The organism is Blastococcus saxobsidens DD2 (assembly GCF_000284015.1).
GTDB classification, from domain to species: Bacteria; Actinomycetota; Actinomycetes; order Mycobacteriales; family Geodermatophilaceae; genus Blastococcus; species Blastococcus saxobsidens_A.
Genome location: NC_016943.1, coordinates 2,101,689 through 2,126,438, shown reverse-complemented (window position 1 = coordinate 2,126,438; position 24,750 = coordinate 2,101,689). Strand labels below are relative to the sequence as shown.

The window sequence follows — 24,750 nt, the reverse complement described above, 5'->3', positions numbered from 1 at the left end:
TCGCGTCTGCACGATCGTCGTCACATCGTTCCGGATGCCCGATGACCGTGCGGCCCGTGTGACTGCTGTGACTCACGTGGCTGGTGTTCCTCGAACTCACCGCAGGGTAGGGCCCGCCGGCCGAACAACGCGGTTCCGACACGCACGAGCGTGGCGCCGGCCGCCACCGCCTCCTCCAGGTCCTCGCTCATGCCCGCGGAGATCTGCACCGCCTCCGGGTGGTCCGCGCGCAGGCGCTCGGCGACGGCGGCCAGGCGCGCGAAGGCGGGAGCCGGCTGCTCGCCGCGCGGAGCGACCGCCATCAGGCCGCGGAGGCGCAATGCCGGTGCGCCGGCGACGACATCGGCCAGGGCCGGCACCTCGTCCGGCCGGGCCCCGCCCCGCGCGGCTGCCTGACCGGCCGGACCCCCGAGGTCGACCTGGATGAGGACCTCGATCGGGCGCCGGGCCTCCTGGCCCGCCCGGTCCAGGACCGTGGCGAGCGAGGCCCGGTCCACCGAGTGGACGACGGCACCGGTCCGCGCGACGGCCGCGGCCTTGTTCCGCTGCAGCTGGCCCACGAAGTGCCACCGGAGGTGCACGTCATCGAGCTCGGCCGTCTTCCCCAGCAGCTCCTGGACCCGGTTCTCGCCGAAGTCCCGCTGGCCCAGGGCGGCGAGCGCGCGGACGTCGTCGGCCGGCCAGGTCTTGCTCACCGCGAGCAGGGCGACCCCCGCCGGATCCCGTCCCGCCGCCCGGGCCGCCGCGTCGATGCGGGCACGGACCGCGCGCAGGTTCTCCTCGAGCGGACTCATGACGCGATCCTCCCGGAATCCTGCAGAGAGTGGCCAGGACGGTCGGGGCGATGTCCGCCTCAGCCGAGCCCCCCCCCTTTACGGTGAAGGCGTGATGCAGGTTTCCTGATCTTGTCGGACCCGCCCGGCACTATCGGGCTCGTGACGCATGGTGCGGTGCGGGTGCGGCTGGACGTGACCGACGTCCAGGCCAGCGTGCTGCTGCGCGCCGCGGGTGCTCGTCGCAAGGCGTGGAACTGGGCCCTGGCGAAGATCAAGGCGAACGCCGACCAGTGGGCCGCCGAGGCCACCTACGGCATCGAGCGGACTGACCGGGTCCGGCCGCTCAACTACTTCGCTTTGGGCAAACTGTGGACCGCCGAGCGGCCCGAGGTGGCGCCGTGGGCGGGCGAGCACTCCACGTGGACGTTCCGGTACGCGCTACGCGACGCGGCGAACGCGCACCAGGCGTTCCTCGCCGGGAAGCGCCGGTTCCCGCGGTTCAAGGCCCGGCGCCGGGACCGCGCGCGGTTTACCGTCCGCGACGGCCTGGCGCTCGAGGTCGGCCGAGTGCGGCTGGCCAAGTACGGCTGGGTGCGCATCAGCTCGGCGTGCCCGCAGCAGGCGAAGCTGCGCCGACTGCTGCGGCGTGGCCAGGCGGTCCTGCAACACATCACCGTCAGCCGGTCCTCGGACGGGCACTGGTACGCCACCGTGAGCTACACGCGTGAGGCTCGCGTCCCGACCGAGCAGTGCACTGCGTCGGCCGGCCCGGTCGTCGGGGTGGACCGGGGCGTCAAGACGACTGCCGTCGTCGCCACGACGGAGGGGCGGGTTGTCTCCCAGTTGCCGGCGTCCCGGGCGCTGCGGGACCGGCTGCGCCAGGTGAAGCATCTGCAGCGGACGGTGTCCCGCACGAAGAAAGGCTCGGTGAACCGGCGGCGGGCCGTCGCCAGGCTCGGCCGGGCGCACGCCCGTGCCGCCGCCGTCCGTGCCGAAGCGCTGCATACCTTCACCGCCGAGCTGGCCCGAGAACACGGCGTCGTGGTGGTCGAGGACCTGGCGACGAAGAACCTCATGGCCAACCGCGCGCTCGCCGCCGCGATCGGCGATCAGGGCTGGGCCGAGCTCGCCCGGCAGCTGACCTATAAGACGGCCCGCCACGGCGGGCAGTTGATTGTCGCGGATCGCTGGTTCGCGAGCTCGAAGACTTGCTCGGCATGTGGTGCGGTGAGACCCAAGCTCACCCTCGCCGAGCGCACCTACCACTGCGGCAACGACTCCTGCGGCCACGTGGCCGACCGGGACGTCAACGCCGCCGCGAACCTCGCCGCCTGGGGCGAGCACACACTCGGGCTCTGCCCGTGCGTAACCCAGGACGGGGACCGCCACCCGGGCGGCCCGACAGCCGGCAGTAGCCGGCATGCCTGTGGAGGGCGGGTGTCAGCCGCGACCGGCCAGGTCGCGGCGGTGTTGCCCGGTGAAGCAGGAACCAGCGGGCCACGCCTCGGCGTGGCGTAAGCACTGGACGCCCCGGACAGGGGCGCTTGCGCGTAGGTGCGATGGGCAACCATCACACTTTCACCGTAAGGGGGGGCCGAGCCAGATCAGCCCGGCCTGCCGCCCGGTGACACCGTCCCGGCGGTGGGAGAACAGGGTCGGGTCCTCCACCGTGCAGCGCGGGTCCTGCACCACCTCGGGGATGCCGGCCCGGCGGAGGATCTCCTCGACCCCCGCCCGCAGGTCCAGCCCGGGGGTACCGGCGCGGGTGCGCACCGCGGCCGCCGGGGCGATCCGCGCGACCTCGGCCTGCATCGGCGCCGGGACCTCGTAGCAGGCCCCGCAGACGGCGGGTCCGAGCAGTGCGGTCACGTGGCGCGCCCGCGCGCCCAGCCGGGCCATGGCCGACAGGGCCGCCGGCAGGACACCCTGCCGCACACCCTCCCGGCCGGCGTGCACGGCCGCGACGACGCCGGTCTCGGAGTCGGCGAGAAGGACCGGGACGCAGTCGGCGGCCAGCACCGCCAGCACCAGCCCCGGCGTCGCCGTGACGACGCCGTCGGTGGCCGGGAGCGGCCCGGCCTGCGGCCCGTCGACGACGGCCACACCGGTGCCATGGACCTGGTCCATCCAGACCAGCCGGTCCTCCCCCACCCCGAGCTCCCGCGCCACCCGGCCCCGGTTGGCGGCGACGTCGGCCGGGTCGTCCCCGACGTGGCCTCCGAGGTTGAAGGAGTCGTACGGCGGACGGGAACGGCCGCCCCGCCGGTCGGTGACGACCCTGCGGGGTCGCACCGACGACGGGGCGGCCGGATTCGTGCTCATCGGAACCAACCCTACGGTCCCGCTGCAGCGTCCCGCCGCGAGCGTGCGCGCGGCGGGAGCAGGGGTCCGTCGAGGGCTCCAGCTATCCCTTGAGGAACTCCGGGATGTCCAGCTCCTCCTCGAAGTCCTCGTTCGACAGCGGCCGACGGCCGTTCGCCGGGGGGCCGGGGATCGGCGGCAGCGGAGGGACGGTCAGCCCGCCTCCCGCGGCCGGCCGCCCGGCCGCCGCGCCGGGCGGGGACTGGGCGAGCCGCTCACCGCTCACCGGCGCCTCGGGCGGCTGGGCGGCGGCCGGAGGGGCCGCCGCTACCGGTGGAGCGGCGACCGGTGGAGGTGCCACCGGACGGCGGTGCGCGGCGAACGGGGAGGCCCCGCCGGTGGACAGCTGACCGGAGGTGGTGCCCATCCCCGCACCGGCCGTCTCCTTGCGGGAGCCGGGCCGGCCGCCGTCGAAACCGGCGGCGATGACCGTCACCCGCACCTCGTCACCGAGCGCGTCGTCGATCACCGCGCCGAAGATGATGTTGGCGTCGGCGTGCGCGGCGTCGGACACCAGCGAGGCCGCCTCGTTGATCTCGAACAGGCCGAGGTCCGACCCGCCGGAAATCGACAGCAGGACGCCGTGGGCGCCCTCCATCGAGGCCTCGAGCAGCGGGCTGGCGATCGCCTGCTCGGCGGCCAGCAGGGCACGGTTGTCCCCGCGTGCACTGCCGATGCCCATCAGCGCCGAGCCCGCCCCGGACATGACCGACTTGACGTCGGCGAAGTCCAGGTTGATCAGGCCGGGCGTGGTGATCAGGTCGGTGATGCCCTGGACACCGGAGAGCAGCACCTGGTCGGCGGTGCGGAACGCGTCCATGACGCTGACGTTCCGGTCGCCCAGCTGCAGCAGCCGGTCGTTCGGGATCACGATGAGCGTGTCGCACTCGTTGCGCAGCTCCTCGATGCCCGACTCGGCCTGCACCGCGCGCCGCTTGCCCTCGAACGAGAACGGACGGGTGACCACACCGATGGTCAGGGCCCCGAGCTTGCGGGCGATGGAGGCGACCACAGGGGCGCCACCGGTGCCCGTGCCACCACCCTCGCCCGCGGTCACGAAGACCATGTCGGCCCCCTTGAGGACCTCCTCGATCTCCTCCCGGTGGTCCTCGGCGGCCTGCCGGCCGACGTCGGGCTGTGCACCGGCGCCGAGTCCCCGCGTGAGCTCCCGGCCGACGTCGAGCTTGACGTCGGCGTCGCTCATCAGCAGCGCCTGGGCGTCGGTGTTGATCGCGATGAACTCGACCCCCTTGAGGCCGACTTCGATCATGCGGTTGACCGCGTTCACCCCGCCGCCGCCGATGCCGACGACCTTGATGACCGCTAGATAGTTGTGCGGAGGTGTCATGCGGCGCTCCCCAACTGGACCCTCATCCTCAAGTTCAGCCTTACAGTTATGTCAACTCGGTCGACAGAGGTGAAGTTAGGTGGGCGCGGAGAGGCGCTACAAGCACCATCTCCGCGTCGGCGTGTCGGTGAGACCGAATCGCACCGAACACCCGCGACTCATTGGTCACATGAGCACCACCGCGCGTGACGACTCGCGCCGAAAATGTCTCGTCCCGTGACCGTCCCGGCCGCCGCCGGGCGAGAGCAGAAACATCCCGGCGACTTGTGCGTGTCGGGCGTGTCGCACCGACCGGCGTGTCGGCGGCCCGGACCGCCGGAGGCGGTGCGCAGGCGGACGACGACGGTGCGCGACCGGCGCATCGGCCGAGCCGGGAACCGGACTCCGGCATAGGAACCTATGCATACGGTTCCCGGCGGCAAACCGTAGGCATAGGTTCCTATGCCGGTGGGGCGGGCTGGGCGCGGCGGCGGCAGCGGGTCAGAACGACTAGCGCAGGACGACCGCGTCCGGGGCGCTGACGTCGATGACCAAGGCCGGGTCCAGCTCGCCGTCGCGGATCCGGTCCAGCAGCGCCACGAGCACCGTGCCCTTGGTCTCCGACCGCTCCTCGCTCCCCCACCGCACGACCGTCCCGCCGGCCATGGTCAGGCTGATGTCGTGCGGGTCGGGAGCGGCCACCTCGACCACCTCCTCGCGCAGCCCGGCGGGCAGCGTGCGGATGGCCGCCAGCCCAGCGGTCGTGGCGGGATCCTCCGGTCCCGGGTCGGCCACGTCGAGTGGCACGACACCTCGGGGGGCGTCCCCTGTGACGGTGTCGAACAGCACGCCTCCGGCGTCGAGCAGCGACCGCCGGCCGCGCTCACCGACGACGGCCACGGGGACCCGCTCGGCCACGGTCACCACGATCCGGTCCGGCCAGCCGCGGGCGGCCTGCACGTCGCGGATCTGCGGGAGCCGGGCGACCCGGTCCTCCACCGAGCCGAGGTCGACGCGCAGCAGAGGGACGCCGCGCGGCACCTGGGCGGCCTCCCGCACCTGGTCGGCCGACAGCGTGGTCGTCCCGTCGACCTGCACCGTGCGGACCGCGAACACCGGCCCGAGCCACAGCAGCCAGCCCACCGCCGCGACCACGGTCAGCGCCGTGGCGATCCGGATGGACCGACGGCGCCGGACCGTCCGCCGGGACGGACGCCGGTCAGGGATCGGCGCGACCCGGGCACGGCGGCTCCCGGAGGTCCGCCGCCTGGTCCCGGTCCGGTCGCGGGTGGTGCTGCCGGGCCGGCTCACCGGCCGGCGTCCGGCGCGTCGTCCTTCCCCCCGGCCGGCCCGTCCGCGCTGCGCAGGGCGTCCAGCACCTCCGGCCCGACCATGGACACGTCACCGGCACCCATGGTCATGACCAGGTCCCCGGGACGGGCCCGGGCGGCGAGCGCGGGACCGGCCGCCGACCACGACGGCTCGAACAGCACCCGCTCGGGCGGCAGCGGCACCGCGTCGGCCACCATCGCGCCGGTGATCCCGGGCACGGGGTCCTCCCGCGCGCCGTAGACGTCCATGACCACGACCTCGTCGGCCAGGCCGAGCGCGGCACCGAATCCGTCGGCGAACTGACGGGTCCGGCTGTACAGGTGCGGCTGGAAGGCGACGACGAGCCGCCCCTCCCCCGCGACCGCGCGGGCCGCCCGCAGCTGGGCCTCGACCTCGGTGGGGTGGTGGGCGTAGTCGTCGTACACGCGCACCCCGCCGGCCACGCCCTTCAGCTCGAAGCGGCGGTGCACGCCACCGAACCGCCCGAGCCCGTCGACGAGCCCGGCCGCGGGGAGGCCCAGTTCCAGCCCGGCCAGCAGTGCAGCCGCGCTGTTGCGCGCCATGTGCTCGCCGGGGACCAGGATCTGCACCCGGCCGAGCTCGACCCCGTCCAGGACCGCGGTGTAGCTGGTGTGCTCCCGGCCGACCTCCAGGCCGACCAGCCGCAGGTCGGCGCCGGCGGCGGTGCCGTAGGTGCGCACCCGGGCGGGCCCCGGGACGGACGCCAGCCGGGCCGCGCCGGGGTCGTCGGCGCACAGCACCACGAAGCCGTCGGGCTGCACGGTCTGCAGGAACCGGTCGAACGCGGCCTCCACGGCCGCCAGATCGCCGTAGTTGTCGAGGTGGTCGGCCTCGACGTTGGTGACGATGCCGGCGAACGGCGACAGCAGGAGGAAGGACCGATCGCTCTCGTCGGCCTCGGCCACGAAGACGTCCCCCTCCCCGGCGTGCGCGTTGCTGCCCGACTCGTTGAGGTTGCCGCCGATGGCGAAGGAGGCGTCCACGCCGCAGGCCTGCACAGCGACGGTCAGCATCGAGGTGGTGGAGGTCTTCCCGTGGGTGCCGGCGACGGCGACGCTGCGCCGGCCGGCCATGACCGCGGCGAGGGCCACGGCACGGGGCAGCACCGTCAGCCCACGGGTCCGGGCCTCGACCAGCTCGGGGTTGTCCGCCCGGATCGCCGTGGAGACGACCACGGTGTCGGCGTCCCGCAGGTGCGCTGCCTCGTGGCCGAGCTCCACCCGCGCGCCCAGTGCACGCAGCGCCAGCAGGGTGGGGCTGTCCCGGCGGTCGCTGCCGGAGACCTGCACCCCGCGGGCCAGCAGGATGCGGGCGATCCCGCTCATGCCGGCCCCGCCGATCCCGATGAAGTGCACCGCGCCCAGTTCGGGCAGCGAGGGCACCGGTCCGGTCCAGGCCGCGACGTCCTCGGCGCTCATCGCCTCGCCACCTCGCAGACGATGTCGGCCAGCCGCTCGTCGCCGTCGGCCACCCCGGCCGCCGCGGCGTGCCGGGCCAGGCCCGCGAGCGCCGCGGGGTCGGTGAGCAGGGGCAGTAGGCGGTCGGCGATCCACCCCGGGTCCAGCTCCGCGTCCTCGACCAGCAGGCCGCCTCCGGCGTCGAGGACCGGCTGCGCGTTGCGCCGCTGCTCGCCGTTGCCGATCGGCAGCGGGACGAACGCGGCCGGCAGCCCCACCGCCGACAGCTCGGCGACGGTGACGGCCCCGGACCGGCACAGGGCCAGGTCGGCGGCGGCGTAGGCGAGCTCCATGCACTCCAGGTAGTCGACGACGACGTACGGCGCGCCGCCGGCGGGCCGCGCAGGCACGGTCACGTCGGTGTTCTTGGGCCCCCGGGCGTGCAGCACCTGGACACCCGCGGCGGTCAGGGCGTCGGCGGCACCGACCGCCGCGCGGTTGAGCGTGGCGGCCCCCTGCGAGCCGCCGAAGACCAGCAGCGTGGGCAGGTCGGCGTCCAGTCCGAACTCCGTGCGGGCCTCGGCCCGGCGGGCGGCCCGGTCCAGGGAGGAGATCGCCCGGCGCAGCGGCATGCCGACGTGCTCACCCCGGTGCAGCGGCGTTCCCGGGGCGGTGACCGCGACGCGGGCGGCGAGCCGCGCGCCGATCCGGTTGGCCAGGCCCGGCAGCGCATTCTGCTCGTGCACTACGACCGGGATGCCCGACCGCCGTGCGGCGAGGTAGGCCGGCAGCGCCACGTACCCGCCGAAGCCCACGACGACGTCGGCGGTCAGCTCGTGCAGCAGCGCGCGGGTCTCGGCCACCGAGCGGCGCACCCGCCCGGGCACGCGCAGGAGATCCGAGGTCGGCTTGCGGGGCAAGGGCACCGGTGGGATCAGGCGCAGGTCGTACCCGCGGGCCGGCACGAGGCGCGTCTCCATCCCCCGGGCGGTACCCAGGCAGGTGATCCGCAGCTCGCCGCTGCGCCGGCGGAGGGCATCGGCGAGCGCGAGCATCGGCTCGATGTGCCCGCCGGTGCCGCCCCCGGCGAGGACCACCGACAGCGGCCGGTTCATCGCTCGCCTCCCGAACGGCCCCGGCTGCCGACGGGACGCTGCCGCGGCGCCGGGGCACCGGCGGTCCCCCGCGCCGGAGCGGTGCGGGCGGCCGGTCGTGGCCGCGCCGGAGCCGCGGCGCGCGCGGAGTTCTCGGTACGCGCCGGCGTCCGCCGCGGGGTCGTGCCGCGCGCGTGCAGGAGGGTGCGCACGCTGCCCACGACCGGCCGCTCGTCGACCGCTTCCCCGGGGAACCGCCGGGGACGCACCTGGTCCACGGCCGTGGTGGGGGCCGGCAGCAGCAGCCGGGACAGCCGGCCGCGCTCGGCGGTGCGCAGCGCCTCCACGGCGGCCGGCTCGGACAGCGCGAAGCGGGCCAGCAGTCCGACGATGAAGAGGGTGAGGATCAACGAGGTCCCGCCCGCCGAGATGAGCGGGAGGGTCACGCCGGTCACCGGCAGCAGGCCCACCACGTACCCCATGTTCATGGTCGCCTGGCCGATCAGCCACACGGTGATGGCCACGCACGCCAGCTGCACGAACCGGTCGGCCGAACGGCGGGCGATCCGGAAGCCGGCGTAGGCGAGGACGCCGTAGAGGGTGACGACCACCAGGCAGCCGAGGAAACCGAGCTCCTCGCCGATGATCGCGAAGATGTAGTCGGACTCCGCCTCGGGGAGGATGTTCCACTTCATCGCGCTGTTGCCCAGGCCGACGCCCCACAGGCCGCCGGTGGCCAGCGCGTACATGCCCCGGATCGCCTGGAACCCGGTGTCGGTGGGGTCGGCGAACGGGTCGAGGAACGCGGTGATCCGCTCCATGCGGTACGGCGCGGCCTTCACCATGATCACCATGGCGAGCCCGGCCGCCCCGGCGAACGCCCCGAACCAGCGCAGCGGCATGCCCCCCGCCCAGAGCAGCCCCACCAGGACCAGGCCGAGGCTCACCGTGCCACCGAAGTCCGGTTCGGCGATCAGCAGGAGCGACAGGACGGCGAAGACCGGCAGCACCGGCACCAGCAGCGAGCTCGTCGTCAGGTAGCGCTCGCGCAGGGCCAGCACGTGCGCACCCCACAGCGCGAAGACCAGCTTCCCCAGCTCCGACGGCTGGAAGTCGGTCACGCCCAGCGAGATCCACTGCCGGGCGCCGTTGCGCTCCAGCCCGATGCCCGGGATCAGCACGAGGAGCAGCAGGGCGACGACGACGACCAGCGCGATCGGGGACCAGCGCCGCACCAGGCTCACCGGCAGCCGCAGGGCGACGCCCATCGCGACCAGCCCGATGCAGGCCAGCACCAGCTGCTTCACCCCCGGAGCCCACGCCGGCTCGTCGGCCAGGGCGGCCTCGATGGCGGAGGCGGAGAAGACCATGACCAGGCCGATGAGGAGCAGCAGCCCGGCGGCGCCCAGCACCAGGTGGCAGCTGGTCATCGGCCCGTCCAGCCACGCGGGCCCGGACCAGCGCCGGCGGGGCGGTCTCCGGGCGGCCGGCGCCCGCCCGCGCGGAGAGCGGGAGGCGCGCGCGGGTCGTTCGGTCGTGGTCACGCGCGCCCCCCGAGCGCCCGCACCGCATCGGCGAAGGCGCGCCCGCGGTGCCCGTAGTCGCGGAAGACGTCCATGGAGGCCGCGGCCGGCGCCAGCAGCACCGTGTCCCCCGGCCGGGCCAGCCCCGCCGCGGCGGCGACGACCCGGGTCATCGTCGTCTCGGCGTCCATCGCCTCATCGTTCCCGCTGGCCACCTCCACCACGGGGACCGACGGCGCGTGTCGCGCCAGCGAATGCGCCACCACCGCCCGATCCCGGCCCAGCAGCACCGCCCCGGCCAGCCGCGGGGCGGCGTCCGCCACCAGCGGATCGACGTCGGCGCCCTTGAGCAGCCCCCCGGCGATCCAGACGACCCGCGGGTACGCGGCCAGGGAGGCGCCGGCGGCGTGCGGGTTGGTCGCCTTGCTGTCGTCGACGTAGTCCACCCCGTCCACCGTGGCGACGAGGGCGTTGCGGTGCGCGCCGCCACGGAACCCGGAGAGACCGCGGGCGACCGCCTCCGCGGGCACCCCGACCGCGCGGGCCAGCGCCGCGGCGGCGAGCGCGTTGACCGTGTTGTGCGGCCCCGGCACCGGCAGGTCGGAGCGTTCGAGGAGCACCTCGCCGGCCGGGTCGTCGGCGAAGGCGCGGTCGACCAGCGCCCCGGCGCGCACGCCGAGCTGCCCGGGGGCCGGTTCGCCCAGGGTGACGGTGACCGGTCGCGGATGGGCGGCCACGACCGCCGAGGCCACCGGGTCGCCGGCGTCGGCCACGGCCACCGGCGACCGCTCGAGGATGCGGGCCTTCGCGTCGCGGTACGCGGCGAAGGACCCGTGCCAGTCGGTGTGGTCGTCGGCGACGTTGAGCACCGCTGCCGCGGCCGGGGCCAGCGAGGAGGACCAGTGCAGCTGGAAGCTGGAGAGCTCGACGGCGACGACGTCGAAGGCAGCGGCGCCGTCGTCGTCCCGCGCGGTGACCACCTCGACCAGCGGGCGGCCGACGTTGCCCGCCGCCACCGCCCGGCGACCGGCCGCGCTCAGGATCGCCGCCAGCATCGTCACCGTGGTGGTCTTGCCGTTCGTCCCGGTGACCGCGAGCCAGGGCGCCGGCACCCCGTCGGGGCCGGGGATGCGCAGCCGCCAGGCCAGCTCCGGCTCGCCGATCACCTCGACGCCGCGGGCGGCGGCGTCGACGAGCAGCGGCGCGTCGGGCCGCCAGCCGGGCGAGGTGACCACCAGGTCCACGCCGCCGGGCAGGGTCCGCACCTCGCCCAGCCACTCGGCGCCCAGGCCGACCAGCTCGGCTCCGACCGGCGGCTCGGCGGCGTCGGTGAGCAGCACGGTGGCGCCCTGCGCGAGCAGCACGCGGGCGGCCGCTTCCCCCGAGACGCCGAGGCCGGCCACCAGGACCGTGCGGCCGGCGACCGGGAAGCCCTGTCCGCTCACGGTGCCATCCGGTTCGCTCCCGCGGCGCGCTCCGCTCCTCGCTCGTTCCTCGCTGCGATGCTCGCTCCCTGTCGCCGGCCGCCTCCCTGAGATGCTCACGCCCCTGTCCGCTCACAGGCCCACGAAGCTGAGCCAGTCGGCGTAGAACAGGCCGAGCCCGAAGGCGACCGCCATGCCGGTGACCAGCCAGAACCGGACGATGACGGTGTTCTCCGTCCAGCCGGCCAGCTCGAAGTGGTGGTGCAGCGGCGCCATGCGGAACACCCGCCGCCGGGTGGCGCGGAAGAAGGCCACCTGGATGATCACCGACAGCGTGACCGCCACGAACAGCCCGCCGAGCACGACCAGCAGCAGCTCGGTGCGCGTGACGATGGCCAGGCCCGACAGCAGGCCACCGAGGGCCAGCGACCCGGTGTCGCCCATGAAGATCCGCGCCGGGCTGGTGTTCCACCACAGGAAGCCCAGGCAGGCGCCCATGCCGGCGGCGGCGACCAGCGTGACGTCCAGGGGGTCGCGGACGGTGTAGCAGCCCACGATCAGCTCGTTGGCGCAGTCGTGGGTGAACTGCCAGAACGAGATGACGATGTAGGAGGCCAGCACCATCGCCGAGGCTCCCGCGGCCAGCCCGTCCAGGCCGTCGGTGAGGTTCACGGCGTTGCTGAACCCGGCGATGAACAGGTAGGCCAGGATCACGAACGCGACCGGGCCCAGGGCCAGCGGGGCGATGTCACGGACGTACGAGACCACCGTGGACGCCGGGGTGATCCCGTTGCTGGGGAAGTTGATCGCCAGCACCGCGAACGTCACGCCGATCACGAGCTGTCCCACCAGCTTGGCGGTCTTGTTCAGCCCGAGGCTGCGCCGGTACCGGATCTTGAGGTAGTCGTCGAGGAACCCGACCGTCCCCATGCCCACCATCAGGAACAGCAGCAGCACGCCGGTGGCGCTGAAGCCCCAGTTGTCCGCGCCGACGAACGCCAGGTGCGCGGCGAGATAGCCGCCCACCGTGGCGCCGACGATGACGGTGCCGCCCATGGTGGGCGTGCCCTTCTTCGACAGGTGGCTCTCGGGGCCGTCGTCGCGGATCTCCTGGCCCAGCCCCTGGCGGCGGAACGCCCGGATGGCCAGCGGGGTCAGCAGGATGGAGATCATCAGGCCGACGGCGGCGGCGATGAGGACGCTCCTCACTGGGCGGCCCCGCCCAGCAGGTCGGCCGCGAGCAGCTCCAGGCCGTAGGAGCGGCTGGCCTTGACGAGGACGACGTCCCCCGGCCGGAGCACCTCCGACAGCCACGCTAGGGCAGCGCCCCGGTCCGGCACGTGCACCGACTCCTCTCCTGCGCGCCGCCCCGCGGCGGAGGCGCCCTCCGCTATGCCTACCGCATCGGCGCCCACGGCAACGACCAGGTCGGCACCCGCGGCCACGGCGTCGCGGCCGAGCCGCTCGTGCTCCGCAGCCGCGTCGGGGCCCAGCTCGGCCATCCCGCCCAGGACGGCGATCCGGCGCTCCCCGGTCAGGCCCGCCAGCGCGGCCAGCGCGGCCCGCATCGACTCGGGGTTGGCGTTGTAGGCGTCGTTGACGACCGTGACCCCGTCGGCCCGCCGGTCCACCTCCATGCGCCAGCGGCTGCGGGACTGCGCCGCGGACAGCGCCGCGGCCACGTCGGCGGGCGCCATGCCGGCGGCCAGCGCTGCGCCGGCCGCCGACAGCGCGTTGGCCACCTGGTGCTCCCCCACCACGCGCAGCGCGACCGGGTGGAGTTCCCCGCCGCTCACCAGCGTGAACCGGGGTCGGGCCGCGTCGTCCAGCGAGACGTCGACCGCGCGGACGTCGGCCTCCGCCCCCCGGCCGGTCCGCAGCACGCGGGCCCGGGTGCGCGACGCCATGCCCAGGACCCTCGGGTCGTCGGAGTTGAGCACCGCGGTGCCGTCGGCGGGCAGCGCCTCGACCAGTTCACCCTTGGCCTGCGCGATCCCGTCGGGACTGCCGAACTCACCGAGGTGGGCCGAGCCCACGTTGAGGACCACGCCGACCTGCGGCCGGGCCACCCGGCACAGCCGGGCGATGTGCCCGGGGCCGCGCGAGCCCATCTCGAGGACCAGGAACCGGGTGTCCGCGTCGGCCGACAGGACGGTCAGGGGCAGCCCGATGTCGTTGTTGTAGGACCCCGGCGGGCTGACCGTGGCGCCGGCCGTGGCCAGCACCTGGCCCAGGAGGTCCTTGGTCGAGGTCTTGCCCGAGGAGCCGGTGATGGCCAGCGTCCGCAGGCCGGCACCGGTCAGCCGCCCGTGCACCCCGGCCGCGAGCCGGCCCAGCGCGACGACCGGGTCGTCGACCACGACGCACGGCAGCGCGGGGTCGGGCCGGCTGGCCAGCGCGGCCACGGCGCCGGCGGCGGCGGCGGCGTCCAGGAAGTCGTGGCCGTCGGCCCGCTCCCCCGCCACGGCGACGAACAGGTCCCCGGCGGCGACCGTGCGGGAGTCCAGGGTCACCGTGCCGGTCACGGCGCCGGACGGCGCGCCGTGGAGGCGGCCACCGGTCAGCTCGGCCACCTCGGCCACGGTCAGCGGGATCACAGCTTCTCCTCGCTGGCGCTCGTCGCACCCGTGATCGGGGATGCTCTGATTCCGCGCGCCCTCGCAAGCTCGGTCACGAGGACGCCCCCGATCCGCCCAGGACCTCGCGCAGCACCGTCCGGTCGTCGAAGGGGTGCACCGTCTCCCCGATCTGCTGTCCGGTCTCGTGGCCCTTGCCCGCGACCAGGAGGACGTCGCCGGGCCCGGCCAGCCGGACCGCCGCGGTCAGGGCCGCCCGCCGGTCACCGACCTCGAGCACCTCGGCGCGGCGGTCGTCCGGCACCTGGGCCGCACCGGCCAGCATCGCCGCCCGGATGGCGGCGGGCTCCTCGGAGCGGGGGTTGTCGTCGGTGACCACGAGGACGTCGCTGCCCTCGGCCGCCGCCCGCCCCATCTCCGGGCGCTTCCCCGGGTCACGGTCGCCGCCGCAGCCCAGGACCGTGATCAGCCGACCGGCAGTGGCCGGCCGCAACGCGCTCAGCGCCGTCCGCACCGCGTCGGGGGTGTGGGCGTAGTCGACGACGGCGACGAAGGGCTGCCCCACGTCGACCGGCTCCATCCGCCCCGGCACCACGGTCGTTGCGAGCCCGGCGAGCGCGTCGGCGACCGGGATCCCGATGCCGTCCAGGAGCACGACCGCGAGCACCGCGTTGGCGACGTTGAACCGGCCGGGCAGGCGGACGCGGGCCGGCCAGGTCGCCCCACCGGGGCCGTGCAGCGTGAAGGTGGAGCCGCCGCCGGGAACCGGCGTCACGTCCGACACCGTCCAGTCGGCCACCGCGCCCTCGGTGCTGGACACGGTGACCGGGCGCGGGCGGCCCGGCCGGTCGAGCAGCCGGCGCCCGTAGGGGTCGTCGACGTCCACGACCTCGACCGCGGCGCGCCCGTCGAACAGCAGCGCCTTGGCCTGGAAGTAGTCCTCCATGTCGGCGTGGAAGTCCAGATGGTCGCGGCCGAGGTTGGTGAACCCGGCGGCGGCGAAGCGCACGCCCCCGACGCGGCCCTGCGCGAGGGCGTGGCTGGAGACCTCCATGACCACGGTGGAGACACCGGCGTCGGCCATACCGGCCAGCAGTGCGTGCAGCGCGGGGGCCTCGGGCGTGGTTCGCACGCTGGGCAGCGCAGTCACGGTCGGCGTCCCGTCGGCAGCCCGCCCGCGGGTACGGGTCTGGACCGTCCCGATCAACCCGGTGGACCGCTCGGCCGCGGCGAGCCCGGCCTCGACCAGGTAGCTGGTGGTGGTCTTGCCGTTGGTGCCGGTGATGCCCACGACGGTGAGCCGGCCGCTGGGCTCGCCGTAGACGCGGTCGGCCACGTCGCCGAGCACCGCGCGCGGGTCGTCGACCACGAGGACCGGCAGGTCGGCATCGGTCACGGCGGCGTGGCCGACGGGATCGGTCAGCACCGCGACGGCACCGGCCGCCACGGCGTCGGCCAGGTAGGCCGCGCCGTGGGTGCGCGCTCCGGGCAGGGCGGCGTACAGGTCACCGGCGCGGACGTCGGTCGAGGAGAGCGTGACGCCGGTGACCGCGGTGGCGGGATCCCCGTGCACGGGGAGGCCGACGAGGTCGGCGAGCTCCGAGAGGGGCAGCGGGCGGTTCCCGGCGGCCCGCGGGGCCGCCCCGGGCTCGGTCGGGGTCACGGGGCTCCAATCTACCGGCGGCAGTCCCCCGGCCGGCGCACGTGCGCGGGACCGGCCGCGCGCCGCCCGTGCGCACGGCCGGGCACGGGTCAGGGGGCGCCGGTCAGCTCGAACTCGGGGCGGGCGGTGCCCGAGGGCACCACGCGGTCGGCGGTCAGGGCGGCCCGCATGATGTCGGCGAAGACCGGGGCGGCGACCTGGCCGCCCTCGGCGTCGCTGGTCGGGCGCTCCAGGTCGACGGCGACGACGTACTGCGGGTCGTCGGCGGGGGCGAATCCGACGAACGTGGTCACGTAACCGCCGCCGGCGTAGCAGTTGCACTCCGGATTGGCCCGCTGCGCGGTACCGGTCTTCCCGGCCACCCGGAAGCCCTCGATCTGGGCCAGCGGCGCCGTGCCACCGGGACCGACGACGGCCTCGAGCATGTAGGCGAGCGCCTCGGCGGTGGACTCGCTGACCACCCGGGTGCGGGCGGGCTCGGGGGTGGCCGTGGACCGGCCGCCCGGGCTGGTCACCGAGGTCACGAGGCGTGGCTCGACGCGTACGCCCCCGTTCGCGATCGCCTGGTAGACGGACGCCATCTGCAGCGTGGTGACCGAGACGCCCTGGCCGATGGGCACGTTGGCCGCACGGCTCTCGGTCCACTCCGCGGAGCTCTCGAGGATGCCCCGGCTCTCACCCGGGAGCTCGATGCCGGTCTTCTCCCCCACGCCGAAGGCCCGCAGGTACTCCTCGAGCTTTCCGTCGCCGACCTCGCGGGCCAGCATGATCGTGCCGACGTTGCTGGACTTCGCGAGGATGCCGGTGACCGTCCAGTCCACCGGGTCGTGGTCGTGCGCGTCCCGGACCACGCGGTCGCCCGCCTCGATGTGCCCGTCGACCGAGAGCACCCGGTCCGGCGTGGCCAGCCCTTCCTCCACGGCGGCGGCCAGCGTCACGGCCTTCATGACCGACCCGGGCTCGAACACGTCGGAGATGACGGAGTTGCCCAGCAGGTCGGGGTCGGTGCGGGAGTACGCGCCCGGGTCGTAGCCAGGGCAGGAGCCCATGGCCGCGACCTGCCCGGAGGCGACCTCGAGGACGACCGCGGAGGCCCGCGTGGTCGCGCCGTCGGTGCACGCCTGGCCCAGCCGCTCGTCGGTGGCGAACTGGAGGTCCTGGTCGAGGGTCAGCGTGACGTCGTGGCCGTCGGTCGCCGGGAGGGACTCGTCGATGCCCGACGGGATGGGATTGCCCCCGCTGCCGACCTCCACGGTGCGCCGGCCGGGCGTGCCCGACAACTGCTCCTCGAAGGTCTGCTCGATCCCGGCGAGCCCGGTGCCGTCGCTCCCCACGAAGCCGACCACCTGGCCGCCGACGGCGCCGGAGGGGTACAGCCGGACCGGGTCGTCCTCGAAGAGGATGCCGGACAGCCCGAGGTCGGCGATGGCATCGGTCGTCTCCGGCGTCACCTGGGTCGCCAGGACGACGTACCGGCCGTCCGCGGAGAGCTTCTCCGTGAGCTCGGGAACGGGGACGTCGAGCAGGGTGGTCAGTGCCAGGGCCGTGCGGGCCGGGTCACGGACGACGGTCGGGTCGGCCACCACGCGCGAGGCGTCCACGGTGTAGGCCAGCGGCTTCCCGGACCGGTCGAGGACCTCCCCGCGGATGGCCGCGATCGGGTAGGTGCGCAGCCGGTCCTGCTCCGCGGCGCTGGCGTAGGCGGCGCCGTCGATGCCCTGCAGGACCACCAATCGCCCGACGACGACCAGGAGCAGGGTGATCAGGACGACCAGGCCCACCTTGTTCCGGCGGCCGCGCTGGTCGACCGACAGCCCGGCTCCGCTCCGCCGCGTGCCGGGGGCACGGCGGGACACGAAGGGTCCGGTCCCGCCCCGGCCGGGCGACACGGTGCGCGGGGTGCGGGGGCCGGCGCCGGGTCCGTGGACGCTGCTGGGCACGGGTCAGTTCCCACCCGGGACGGCGGCCGCCGGGGCGGGGGCGGACCCGGGAGCCGGTGCGGGAGCCGGTGCCGGCGCGGGCTCCGGCGCGGGGGGCTGCGGCGCGGGCTCCGGCGTGCCGCGCAGGGTGGTGGTGCCCTCCGCGCCGAGCACCAGGTAGCCGGCGACACCGGCGGGCACCAGGCCGGCGGCCACGGCGGCGGCGGCGACGGCGGCCGGGGTGCTGCCGGAGACGACCAGCTGCTCGAGGCGCTGGACCTCCTGGGCCCGGGCGGCGTTGTCGGCGCGCAGCTGGGTGGCCTTCAGCGAGTCCACCGCGATCGCGGTGTTGAGGACGAGCAGCCCGAGGGTGGTCAGGCCGAGGAGGGCGACGACCAGGAGCACGAACGGTGCCCGGCGCGAGCGGAGCGAACCGCGGGCCGGACGGCGCGGCCGCGCAGCGGTTCCGGTCGGTACCAGCCGCAGGTCGGGCCGCGGTGCGGCACGCCCGGCGCCGCGCGCGCCGGTGACGGCCGTGCGTGGCGTGGTGGCCGTGCGAGCCGTGGTGGTGCCGGCGGGTCGCGCGCGACGAGCCCGTGCGGGGCGTGGTGGCGCGCACGGCGGCCCGGGTCACGTCGCCCGCCGGATGCGCTCGGCGGCCCGCACCCGGGCCGAGGCGGCACGGGGGTTGCCGGCCGTCTCGTCGGCGCCCGGCGCCTCGCCGCCGCGGGTCAGCAGGCGCAGCACCGGCCCGTACTCGGGGAGCGGCACCGGCAGCCCGGGCGGCGTCCGGTCGGCGGCTCCGGCGGCCAGCGTCTGCTTCACGATCCGATCCTCCAGGGAGTGGAAGGTGAGGGCGGCGACGCGACCGCCGACCGCCAGGGCGTCGATCGCGGCCGGAAGAGCCCGCTCGAGGGCGCCCAGCTCGTCGTTGACCTCGATGCGCAGGGCCTGGAAGGTCCGCTTCGCCGGGTGCCCGCCGGTCCGCCGGGTGGCGGCCGGGATGGACTCGCGGACCAGCTCGGCGAGCCGGGCGGTACGGGTGAACGGCTCACGGGCCCGCTCGCGCTGGATCACCGCGGCGATGCGGGAGGCGAAGCGCTCCTCGCCGTAGACGCGGAGCACGCGGGCCAGGTCGGCCGGGGCGTAGGTGTTCACGACGTCGGCGGCGGTCCGCGGCGCACCCGGGTCCATCCGCATGTCGAGGGGGGCGTCGGTCGAGTAGCTGAATCCCCGGTCCGGGCGGTCGAGCTGCAGCGAGGAGACGCCGAGGTCGAACAGGACGCCGTGCACCTCGTCGATGCCGAGGCGGTCGAGCACCTCGGGGAGCTCGTCGAAGACGGCCGGGACGACGGTGACGCGGTCGGCGTGGCCGGCGGCCTCGATCCGGCGGGCCGCCTCGGCGCGCGCGTCGGGGTCCCGGTCCAGCCCGACGACCCGGAGGCCCGGATGCGCCGCCAGCATCGCCAGGGTGTGTCCCGCCAGGCCCAGCGTGGCATCGACGAGGACGGCGCCCTCGGTGGCGCAGGCGGGGCCCAGGAGCTCGGTGACGCGGTCGAGGAGGACGGACACGTGCACCGGGGCCGCGGCGGGACCGGTGCTGCTCATCGTCTGCTGCCTCTCGGACGGTCCGGGGTGGTTCCGCGATGGTGCCGCCCGCCGCTCGGCGTCGGGGGGACGCGGCGCGGGCTGTGTGCGGGATCGGGCGGGTGGGGCGCAGGAGGGCGGTGGGGCGCGGTGGGGCCGGTGGAGCGGAGTGGGGCGGCGGAACGCCGGACCTCGCGTGTGTCCGGCCCCGCGGGATCCGCCTGGCGTCGGGGAAGAGCGTCAGGTGGCGTCCCGCGGGGCCGGGAGGGTTTTCCCCGCCGGCGACGGCCGGCGCCACCCGTTGGTCCGTGCGGTCCTCCGCTGTGGGACCGAGCCGCGGGGAAGGCGGCTGGGGCCCGGTCCGGTCGAGCCGCGGGGAAGGCGGCTCGAACGGTTGCGGCGCGGAGGCCGGTGGGGACGGGTGGGGCGTTCCCGGGATCACGACAGCGTCGGCATCCCCTCGCTCTCCATGTCGGCGAAGGCGGCCTCCTGCTCGGCCACGTAGGCGTCCCAGGTGGCGGAGTCCCAGATCTCGAAGCGCGTGTCCACACCCACCACGACCACATCGCGGTCGAGATGGGCGTACTCGCGCAGGCTCGCGGGGAGAGTGATGCGGCCGGTCTTGTCCGGCTCGAGCTCGACCATCGACCCGAAGCTCATGCGGGCGCGCATGCGCGCCGCGGCGGTGTCGGAGGGGGCCATGGCGGCCATGGCGGCGCTCTGCTCGGCGACCCGGGCCATGGTGAGCCCGTAGATGCAGCGGTCCTGGCCCTTCTTGATCACCATGCCGTCGGCCACCTGGTCGCGGAACCGGACCGGGAGCGCGAGCCGGCCCTTCTCGTCGAGCCGCAACTGGTAGCTGCCGACGAACACCGGATCACCTCCCGCATCGGTCCTCCTATGGCTCTGCAGACCCCCGAACGGCCCTGCCTCCCCACCGGTCGACACAGTAACCCACTAGCCCCCACTCGACACCACCTTGGCCCGTGTCGTGACCCACCGCTTCCCCAGGCCCCGACACGACCGCGGGCGGCCGCCGGACCAGGGAGATCACGCCGCCCTCCCGGCGCCGCGGACACGTACGGTGGAGAGGTGACGGAGGCGACACGGTCCGCCGACGGGACGACCGACGCGTCGGTCGACGTCGCCGCAGAAGGCGCACGGATCGCGGCGGGCGTCAGCCGCGTGGTGCAGGGCAAGGACGGGGTCGTCCGGCTGGCGCTGGTCGTGCTCCTCGCCGAAGGGCACCTGCTCATCGAGGACGTGCCCGGGGTCGGCAAGACCACCCTCGCCAAGGCGCTGGCCGGATCCATCGACGCCAGCGTGCGGCGCATCCAGTTCACGCCCGACCTGCTGCCCAGCGACGTCACCGGCGTCGCGGTGTACGACCAGGAGACCCGGGAGTTCGAGTTCAAGCCCGGGGCGGTCTTCGCCAACGTGGTCGTCGCCGACGAGATCAACCGCGCCTCGCCCAAGACCCAGTCCGCCCTGCTGGAGTGCATGGAGGAGCGGCAGGTGACGGTGGACGGGGTCAGCTACGAGCTGGCCCGTCCCTTCATCGTCATGGCCACGCAGAACCCGCTGGAGATGGAGGGCACCTATCCCCTCCCCGAGGCCCAGCGCGACCGATTCACCGCCCGGGTGTCGATGGGCTACCCCGACCCGGCCGCGGAGCTGGCGATGCTCGACGACCGCGCCACCACCGACCCGCTGGCGGCCCTGCGCCCGGTGGCCGACGCGGCCATGGTGCGTGCCCTGGTCGCCGCGGTCGGCCGGCTGCACGTGTCCGACGCGGTGCGCCGGTACGTGGTGGCGCTGGTGGAGGCCACCCGCCGCTCCTCCGAACTGCGGCTCGGCGCCTCACCACGGGCCGGCCTGCAGCTGCTGCGGGCGGCCCGCGCCTCGGCCGCCCTCGACGGCCGCGACCACGTGCTGCCCGACGACGTCCAGGCCCTCGCCGTCCCGGTGCTCGCCCACCGCCTGCTCCTCAGCAGCGAGGCCACGGTCGGCCGGAGGAGCACCGAGCAGGTGGTCACCTCCCTGCTGGGCTCGGTGCCGGTTCTCCGCGGGCGCTGACGCGTGGGAGCCCGTGGCCGCGCGCTGTCGGCGCTCACCTTCCGCGGTCGCTGCCTGGTCGGCGGCGGACTGGTGCTCGCGCTGACCGGCGCGGTGCTGGGCGAGCGATCGCTGGTGCAGCTGGCCGTCTTCGTCCTGGCCCTGCCGCTGCTGGGCGCCCTCACCGTGGCTCGCAGCCGCTTCCGGATGAGCACCCGGCGCACGGTCACCCCGCAGCGTGTGCCGCGCGGGGAGCCGGCGGAGGTGCTCCTCCAGCTGGAGAACGCCGATACGCGCCGGGGCGGTCTCTGGCTGCTCACCGAGCAGGTACCGGCCGCACTGGGCCGCCCGCACCGCTTCTCGGTGGCCGGGCTGGCCCCGGGCGCCACGAGGACGGTGCGCTACCGGGTGACCGGCCGGAGCCGGGGCCGCTACGAGCTCGGGCCCCTGCGGCTGCGTGTCGTGGACCCCTTCGGGCTGGTCGACCGCACGGTCGCCGGGAGCGACACCGCACCGCTGGCGGTGGTCCCCCGGGTGCGCCCCCTGGGAGGTGGCGGTCCCGGCGGCGCGCACGGACGGGGCGGCGACGGGTCGCACCGGGCGATCGCCGTCCACGGGGACGACGACGTCAGCGTCCGGGAGTACCGGCGGGGGGACGACCTGCGGAAGGTCCACTGGCGGGCGACCGCACGCACCGGGGAGCTCATGGTCCGGCTCGAGGAGCGGCCCTGGCGCGCCCAGGCGACGCTGCTGCTCGACACGCGGGCCCGTGCGCACCTGGTCACGCCGGCGCGCGGGGTTCCCCGTGCGGTCCCCGGGCCGCCCGGCGACGACTGCCCTCCCGGCGACAGCCTGGAGTGGCTCGTCGAGGCGGCGGCGAGCATCGGTGTGGCCCTCGCCGAGCGGGGTGCCGCGGTGCGCGTGGTCACCGAGGCCGGCGAGCTGTCGCCGGCGTCCGGTCTCGGCGCCGAGGAGCTGCTCGACCGGCTGGCCGCCGTGGGGCCGTCGCGGCGGGTCGATCTGTCCGCCGCGGTGGCGTCCGCCTGCCGGGCGGCCGGGAACGGGCCGCTGGTCTGCCTGCTCGGTGCCGTCGGGCCCGAGGACGTGGCCGAGCTGGTGCACCTGCGCCCGGCGACGGGCACCGACACCGCCATCCTGCTGGACATCACCGGCTGGGCGGACGCCGGTCCGGGCCGCGGACGGCGCACCGGCCCGGGCGCCGCCCGTGACGCGCTCACCGCGCAGCGGGAGCAGGCCGTGGCGCTGCTGGCCGGCGCCGGCTGGCGGGTGACCACGGCAGCGGCCGGCCAGGACATCGGCGAGGTCTGGGCCGGGGTGGCCGGCGTGCCGCAGGGAGCGCCGTCGTGACCGGGAGCGACGTCCGGACGGCCGTGCTCGCCGCCCTGGCCACGCTCCTGGGGGCGCTCGCGCTCTCCCCCGTCTTCACCACCGGGGCCTGGTTCCCGCCGGTGCTGGCCGTCGTCGCCGCCGTGCTGGCCGGCGGCCTGCTGCTGCGGCGGGCGGGGGCGCGCCTCACCCAGGACTCGGCCGTCCCGCGCGTGCTCGGCGTCCTCGGCCCCCTCCTGGTGCCCGTCGGGCAGCTCCTCCTCGTGGCGTGCGTGCTGACCGCCGCGTTCGCTCCCGACGGGGCCGTCGCCGGGCTGATCCCCACCCCCGAGAGCCTCACCCGGCTGGCCGGGGTCTTCGCCGACGGCACGGCCGAGATCCGCGAGCAGGCCACCCCGGCGCTGCCGCTCACCGGCCTGCTCGCGCTCACCACCCTGTTCGTCGGCCTCGTCGCCGTCCTCGTCGACCTGGTGGCGGTGGTCGGCCGGCAGGCTGCGGCCGCGGGCGTCGGGCTGCTGGTCCTCTTCTGCGTCCCGGTGGGCACCGTCACCGGGGGCATCGGACTGCTGGCACTCGGGGCGCCCGCTGCCGGCTTCGCCGTGCTGCTCTGGGCCGACCAGCGTCGGGCGCTGGGCGAGTCGGCCGCGGAACGGCTCAGCGGCGGCTCCGGTCCTGCGGTGCGCGTCGGGTTCGTGGCGCTGAGCGCGGGCGTCGTGCTGGGAGGGCTCGTGCCGGTCCTCCCGGAAGGCTCGTTCACGACCGGCCTCGGCGGGGGTGGCGATGCCACGGGCACCGCCCTCGACCCGGCCGCGGAGCTGCGGGGCCAGCTGACCCTGCCCGAGGCGATCGAGCTGCTGCGCCTCGACTCGTCGGTCGCCGATCCGGGCTATCTGCGCGCCGTCGCGCTCGACGAGTACGACGCGGCCGAGGGCTGGTCGCTGAGCAACCTCGACGGCGAGGTCTCCATCGCCGAGGACTCGGTGCTGGCGCCGTTGCCGGGCCGCCAGCAGACCCGTCCGGTGACCGCCGACGTCGAGGTGCTGCAGCACGATGACCGGTTCCTGCCCGTGCCCTCCTCCCCGTTGTCGGTGCGGTTCGGCGATGAGGACGCCGACGGATGGCGCTTCGACGCCGCTACCGGGACGGTGTTCGGCCGGGACGTGACCAGCGCGGGGCTGGCCTACCGGGTGATCGCCACCGAGCCGCGCCCCTCGCCGGAGCTGCTGTCCCGCGCGGCGCCCCTGCTGCAGGGCAACCGCCTCCAGGAGCGGTTCACGGCCCTGCCGGAGATGGACCCGAGCATCGGCGAGCTGACCGCCCGGCTGACCCAGGGTGCGGCCACGCCGTACGAGGCGGTACGGCGCATCCAGGCGTACCTGTCCGACCGGGCCAACGGGTTCGTCTACAGCCTCTCCACCGCCCCGGGCACCAGCGGCGACGACCTCGTCGACTTCCTCCGGCTCAAGCGCGGCTACTGCGAGCAGTACGCCGGCGCGATGGCCGTGCTGGTCCGCCAGGCGGGGATGCCCGCCCGGGTGGCGCTCGGGTACACACCCGGGGAGGTGCAGGAGGACGGCACGCGGCTGATCACCAGCGACGACGCGCACGCCTGGGTGGAGGTCTTCTTCCGGGGGCTGGGATGGGTGCCCTTCGACCCGACGCCGATCGCGGCGGACCGGCAGGTGCCCCTGCCGTGGTCACCGCGCCCCTCGGCCGAGACGGAGAACGAGATCACCCCGGCCCTGCCGGTGCCGTCGGCAGCCCCGCGGGCGCCACTGCCGGGCATGGACCGGCTCGCCGAGGGGACGCCGGAAGCCGGCGCGCAGGCGCAGGCGGCGTCGCTGCGGCCACTGCTGATCACGCTGGGTCTGCTGGTGGTCGCTGCGGGAGTGCTGTCGTCCCCCGCGGCGCTGCGCGCCCTGCAGCGCCGCCGGCGGCTGGCCACACCCGGCGCCACCGGCCCGTGGGACGAGCTGACCGCCACCGCCGCGGACCTCGGCCTGCACGTGCACCCGTCGTGGACCCCGCGGCGCGTGGCCGATGTGCTGTCGCTCGCCGTGACCCGTGGCCGGGGCGGGGCATCGGCGACGGCGTCGGTGGAGGCGGTGCGCGGCCTGGCCCGGGCGGAGGAAGCGGCCAGCTACGGACGCCCCGGGAGCGGCGCCGCCGTCCCGGGGCTGCGGGAGACGCTGCGGACGGCCCGCCGCGGACTGGTGGCGACGCAGCCGTGGCCGGTGCGGGTGCGGGCGCTGGTGTGGCCGGCCTCGCTGGTCGAGGGCGCCCGGGCGAAGCTGGCCCGCCGACCCTGGAACGTTCCCGGCCGCCGTCCGTAGCGGACGGCGGCCGGG

Annotated in this window: 19 protein-coding genes; 4 read left to right on the top strand and 15 right to left on the bottom strand. The window is 75.5% G+C overall.

The genetic code is table 11. From position 1 onward, the window contains the following. Nucleotides 1-20: 20 nt before the first annotated feature. Entirely contained in the window at nt 21-794 is a 774-nt protein-coding gene (locus BLASA_RS10030) for a YggS family pyridoxal phosphate-dependent enzyme (RefSeq protein ID WP_014376017.1), read from the bottom strand. A gap of 141 nt (nt 795-935) precedes the next feature. On the opposite strand from BLASA_RS10030, the gene BLASA_RS10025 reads away from it, so the two are divergent. After that, on the top strand, nt 936-2,294 hold the full coding sequence (locus tag BLASA_RS10025) for an RNA-guided endonuclease InsQ/TnpB family protein (RefSeq protein WP_014376016.1): 1,359 nt from the start codon (nt 936-938) through the stop codon (nt 2,292-2,294). 60 nt (nt 2,295-2,354) lie between these two features. Here the strand turns inward: BLASA_RS10025 and pgeF are convergent, their stop codons facing one another. From pgeF to mraZ, 14 genes are all read right to left on the bottom strand, one after another. Then, nucleotides 2,355-3,098 (bottom strand): peptidoglycan editing factor PgeF, encoded by a 744-nt coding sequence (gene pgeF, locus BLASA_RS10020; protein ID WP_014376015.1) that lies wholly within the window; start codon nt 3,096-3,098, stop codon nt 2,355-2,357. A gap of 82 nt (nt 3,099-3,180) precedes the next feature. Next, nucleotides 3,181-4,485 (bottom strand): cell division protein FtsZ, encoded by a 1,305-nt coding sequence (gene ftsZ, locus BLASA_RS10015; protein ID WP_014376014.1) that lies wholly within the window; start codon nt 4,483-4,485, stop codon nt 3,181-3,183. Nucleotides 4,486-4,974: 489 nt separating this feature from the next. After that, nucleotides 4,975-5,619, bottom strand: a complete 645-nt coding sequence (locus BLASA_RS10010) for a cell division protein FtsQ/DivIB (RefSeq protein WP_231839602.1) — start codon at nt 5,617-5,619, stop codon at nt 4,975-4,977. Between the two features lie 152 nt (nt 5,620-5,771). Further along, nucleotides 5,772-7,235 carry a UDP-N-acetylmuramate--L-alanine ligase gene (gene murC, locus BLASA_RS10005; RefSeq protein ID WP_014376010.1) on the bottom strand — a complete coding sequence of 488 codons (1,464 nt, stop codon included), beginning with the start codon at nt 7,233-7,235 and terminating at the stop codon, nt 5,772-5,774. Next, the gene (gene murG / locus BLASA_RS10000; RefSeq protein ID WP_014376009.1) at nt 7,232-8,329 is read right to left on the bottom strand and encodes an undecaprenyldiphospho-muramoylpentapeptide beta-N-acetylglucosaminyltransferase; all 1,098 of its coding nucleotides are present in this window, start codon (nt 8,327-8,329) and stop codon (nt 7,232-7,234) included. Before murG ends, murC begins: the two co-directional genes overlap by 4 nt. Further along, complete coding sequence (ftsW, locus tag BLASA_RS09995) at nt 8,326-9,738, bottom strand: putative lipid II flippase FtsW (protein ID WP_014376008.1); 1,413 nt, start codon at nt 9,736-9,738, stop codon at nt 8,326-8,328. Before ftsW ends, murG begins: the two co-directional genes overlap by 4 nt. 110 nt (nt 9,739-9,848) lie before the next feature. Further along, nucleotides 9,849-11,276, bottom strand: a complete 1,428-nt coding sequence (murD, locus tag BLASA_RS09990) for a UDP-N-acetylmuramoyl-L-alanine--D-glutamate ligase (RefSeq protein ID WP_014376007.1) — start codon at nt 11,274-11,276, stop codon at nt 9,849-9,851. 111 nt (nt 11,277-11,387) lie between these two features. Beyond that, on the bottom strand, nt 11,388-12,464 hold the full coding sequence (gene mraY / locus BLASA_RS09985) for a phospho-N-acetylmuramoyl-pentapeptide-transferase (protein WP_014376006.1): 1,077 nt from the start codon (nt 12,462-12,464) through the stop codon (nt 11,388-11,390). Beyond that, complete coding sequence (locus tag BLASA_RS09980; RefSeq protein WP_014376005.1) at nt 12,461-13,852, bottom strand: UDP-N-acetylmuramoyl-tripeptide--D-alanyl-D-alanine ligase; 1,392 nt, start codon at nt 13,850-13,852, stop codon at nt 12,461-12,463. Before BLASA_RS09980 ends, mraY begins: the two co-directional genes overlap by 4 nt. A gap of 73 nt (nt 13,853-13,925) precedes the next feature. Then, nucleotides 13,926-15,494, bottom strand: a complete 1,569-nt coding sequence (locus tag BLASA_RS09975; protein WP_014376004.1) for a UDP-N-acetylmuramoyl-L-alanyl-D-glutamate--2,6-diaminopimelate ligase — start codon at nt 15,492-15,494, stop codon at nt 13,926-13,928. Between the two features lie 89 nt (nt 15,495-15,583). After that, nucleotides 15,584-17,350 (bottom strand): peptidoglycan D,D-transpeptidase FtsI family protein, encoded by a 1,767-nt coding sequence (locus BLASA_RS09970; protein WP_231839601.1) that lies wholly within the window; start codon nt 17,348-17,350, stop codon nt 15,584-15,586. A gap of 87 nt (nt 17,351-17,437) precedes the next feature. Continuing rightward, nucleotides 17,438-17,818, bottom strand: coding sequence for a hypothetical protein (locus BLASA_RS25390; RefSeq protein ID WP_014376002.1), 381 nt, complete (start codon nt 17,816-17,818; stop codon nt 17,438-17,440). 225 nt (nt 17,819-18,043) lie between these two features. Then, nucleotides 18,044-19,021 (bottom strand): 16S rRNA (cytosine(1402)-N(4))-methyltransferase RsmH, encoded by a 978-nt coding sequence (gene rsmH / locus BLASA_RS09960; RefSeq protein ID WP_014376001.1) that lies wholly within the window; start codon nt 19,019-19,021, stop codon nt 18,044-18,046. Between the two features lie 417 nt (nt 19,022-19,438). Next, complete coding sequence (gene mraZ, locus BLASA_RS09955; protein ID WP_014376000.1) at nt 19,439-19,873, bottom strand: division/cell wall cluster transcriptional repressor MraZ; 435 nt, start codon at nt 19,871-19,873, stop codon at nt 19,439-19,441. A gap of 219 nt (nt 19,874-20,092) precedes the next feature. Here mraZ and BLASA_RS09950 point away from each other — a divergent pair, with 219 nt between their 5' ends. The 3 genes from BLASA_RS09950 to BLASA_RS09940 are packed head-to-tail and all read left to right on the top strand — an operon-like array spanning nt 20,093 to nt 24,735. Further along, nucleotides 20,093-21,076 (top strand): AAA family ATPase, encoded by a 984-nt coding sequence (locus BLASA_RS09950; protein WP_014375999.1) that lies wholly within the window; start codon nt 20,093-20,095, stop codon nt 21,074-21,076. Nucleotides 21,077-21,079: 3 nt separating this feature from the next. Next, nucleotides 21,080-22,423: a DUF58 domain-containing protein gene (locus BLASA_RS09945; protein ID WP_014375998.1), complete on the top strand. Its 1,344-nt coding sequence runs from the start codon at nt 21,080-21,082 to the stop codon at nt 22,421-22,423. Continuing rightward, nucleotides 22,420-24,735 carry a transglutaminaseTgpA domain-containing protein gene (locus BLASA_RS09940; protein WP_014375997.1) on the top strand — a complete coding sequence of 772 codons (2,316 nt, stop codon included), beginning with the start codon at nt 22,420-22,422 and terminating at the stop codon, nt 24,733-24,735. Before BLASA_RS09945 ends, BLASA_RS09940 begins: the two co-directional genes overlap by 4 nt. Nucleotides 24,736-24,750 lie beyond the last annotated feature (15 nt).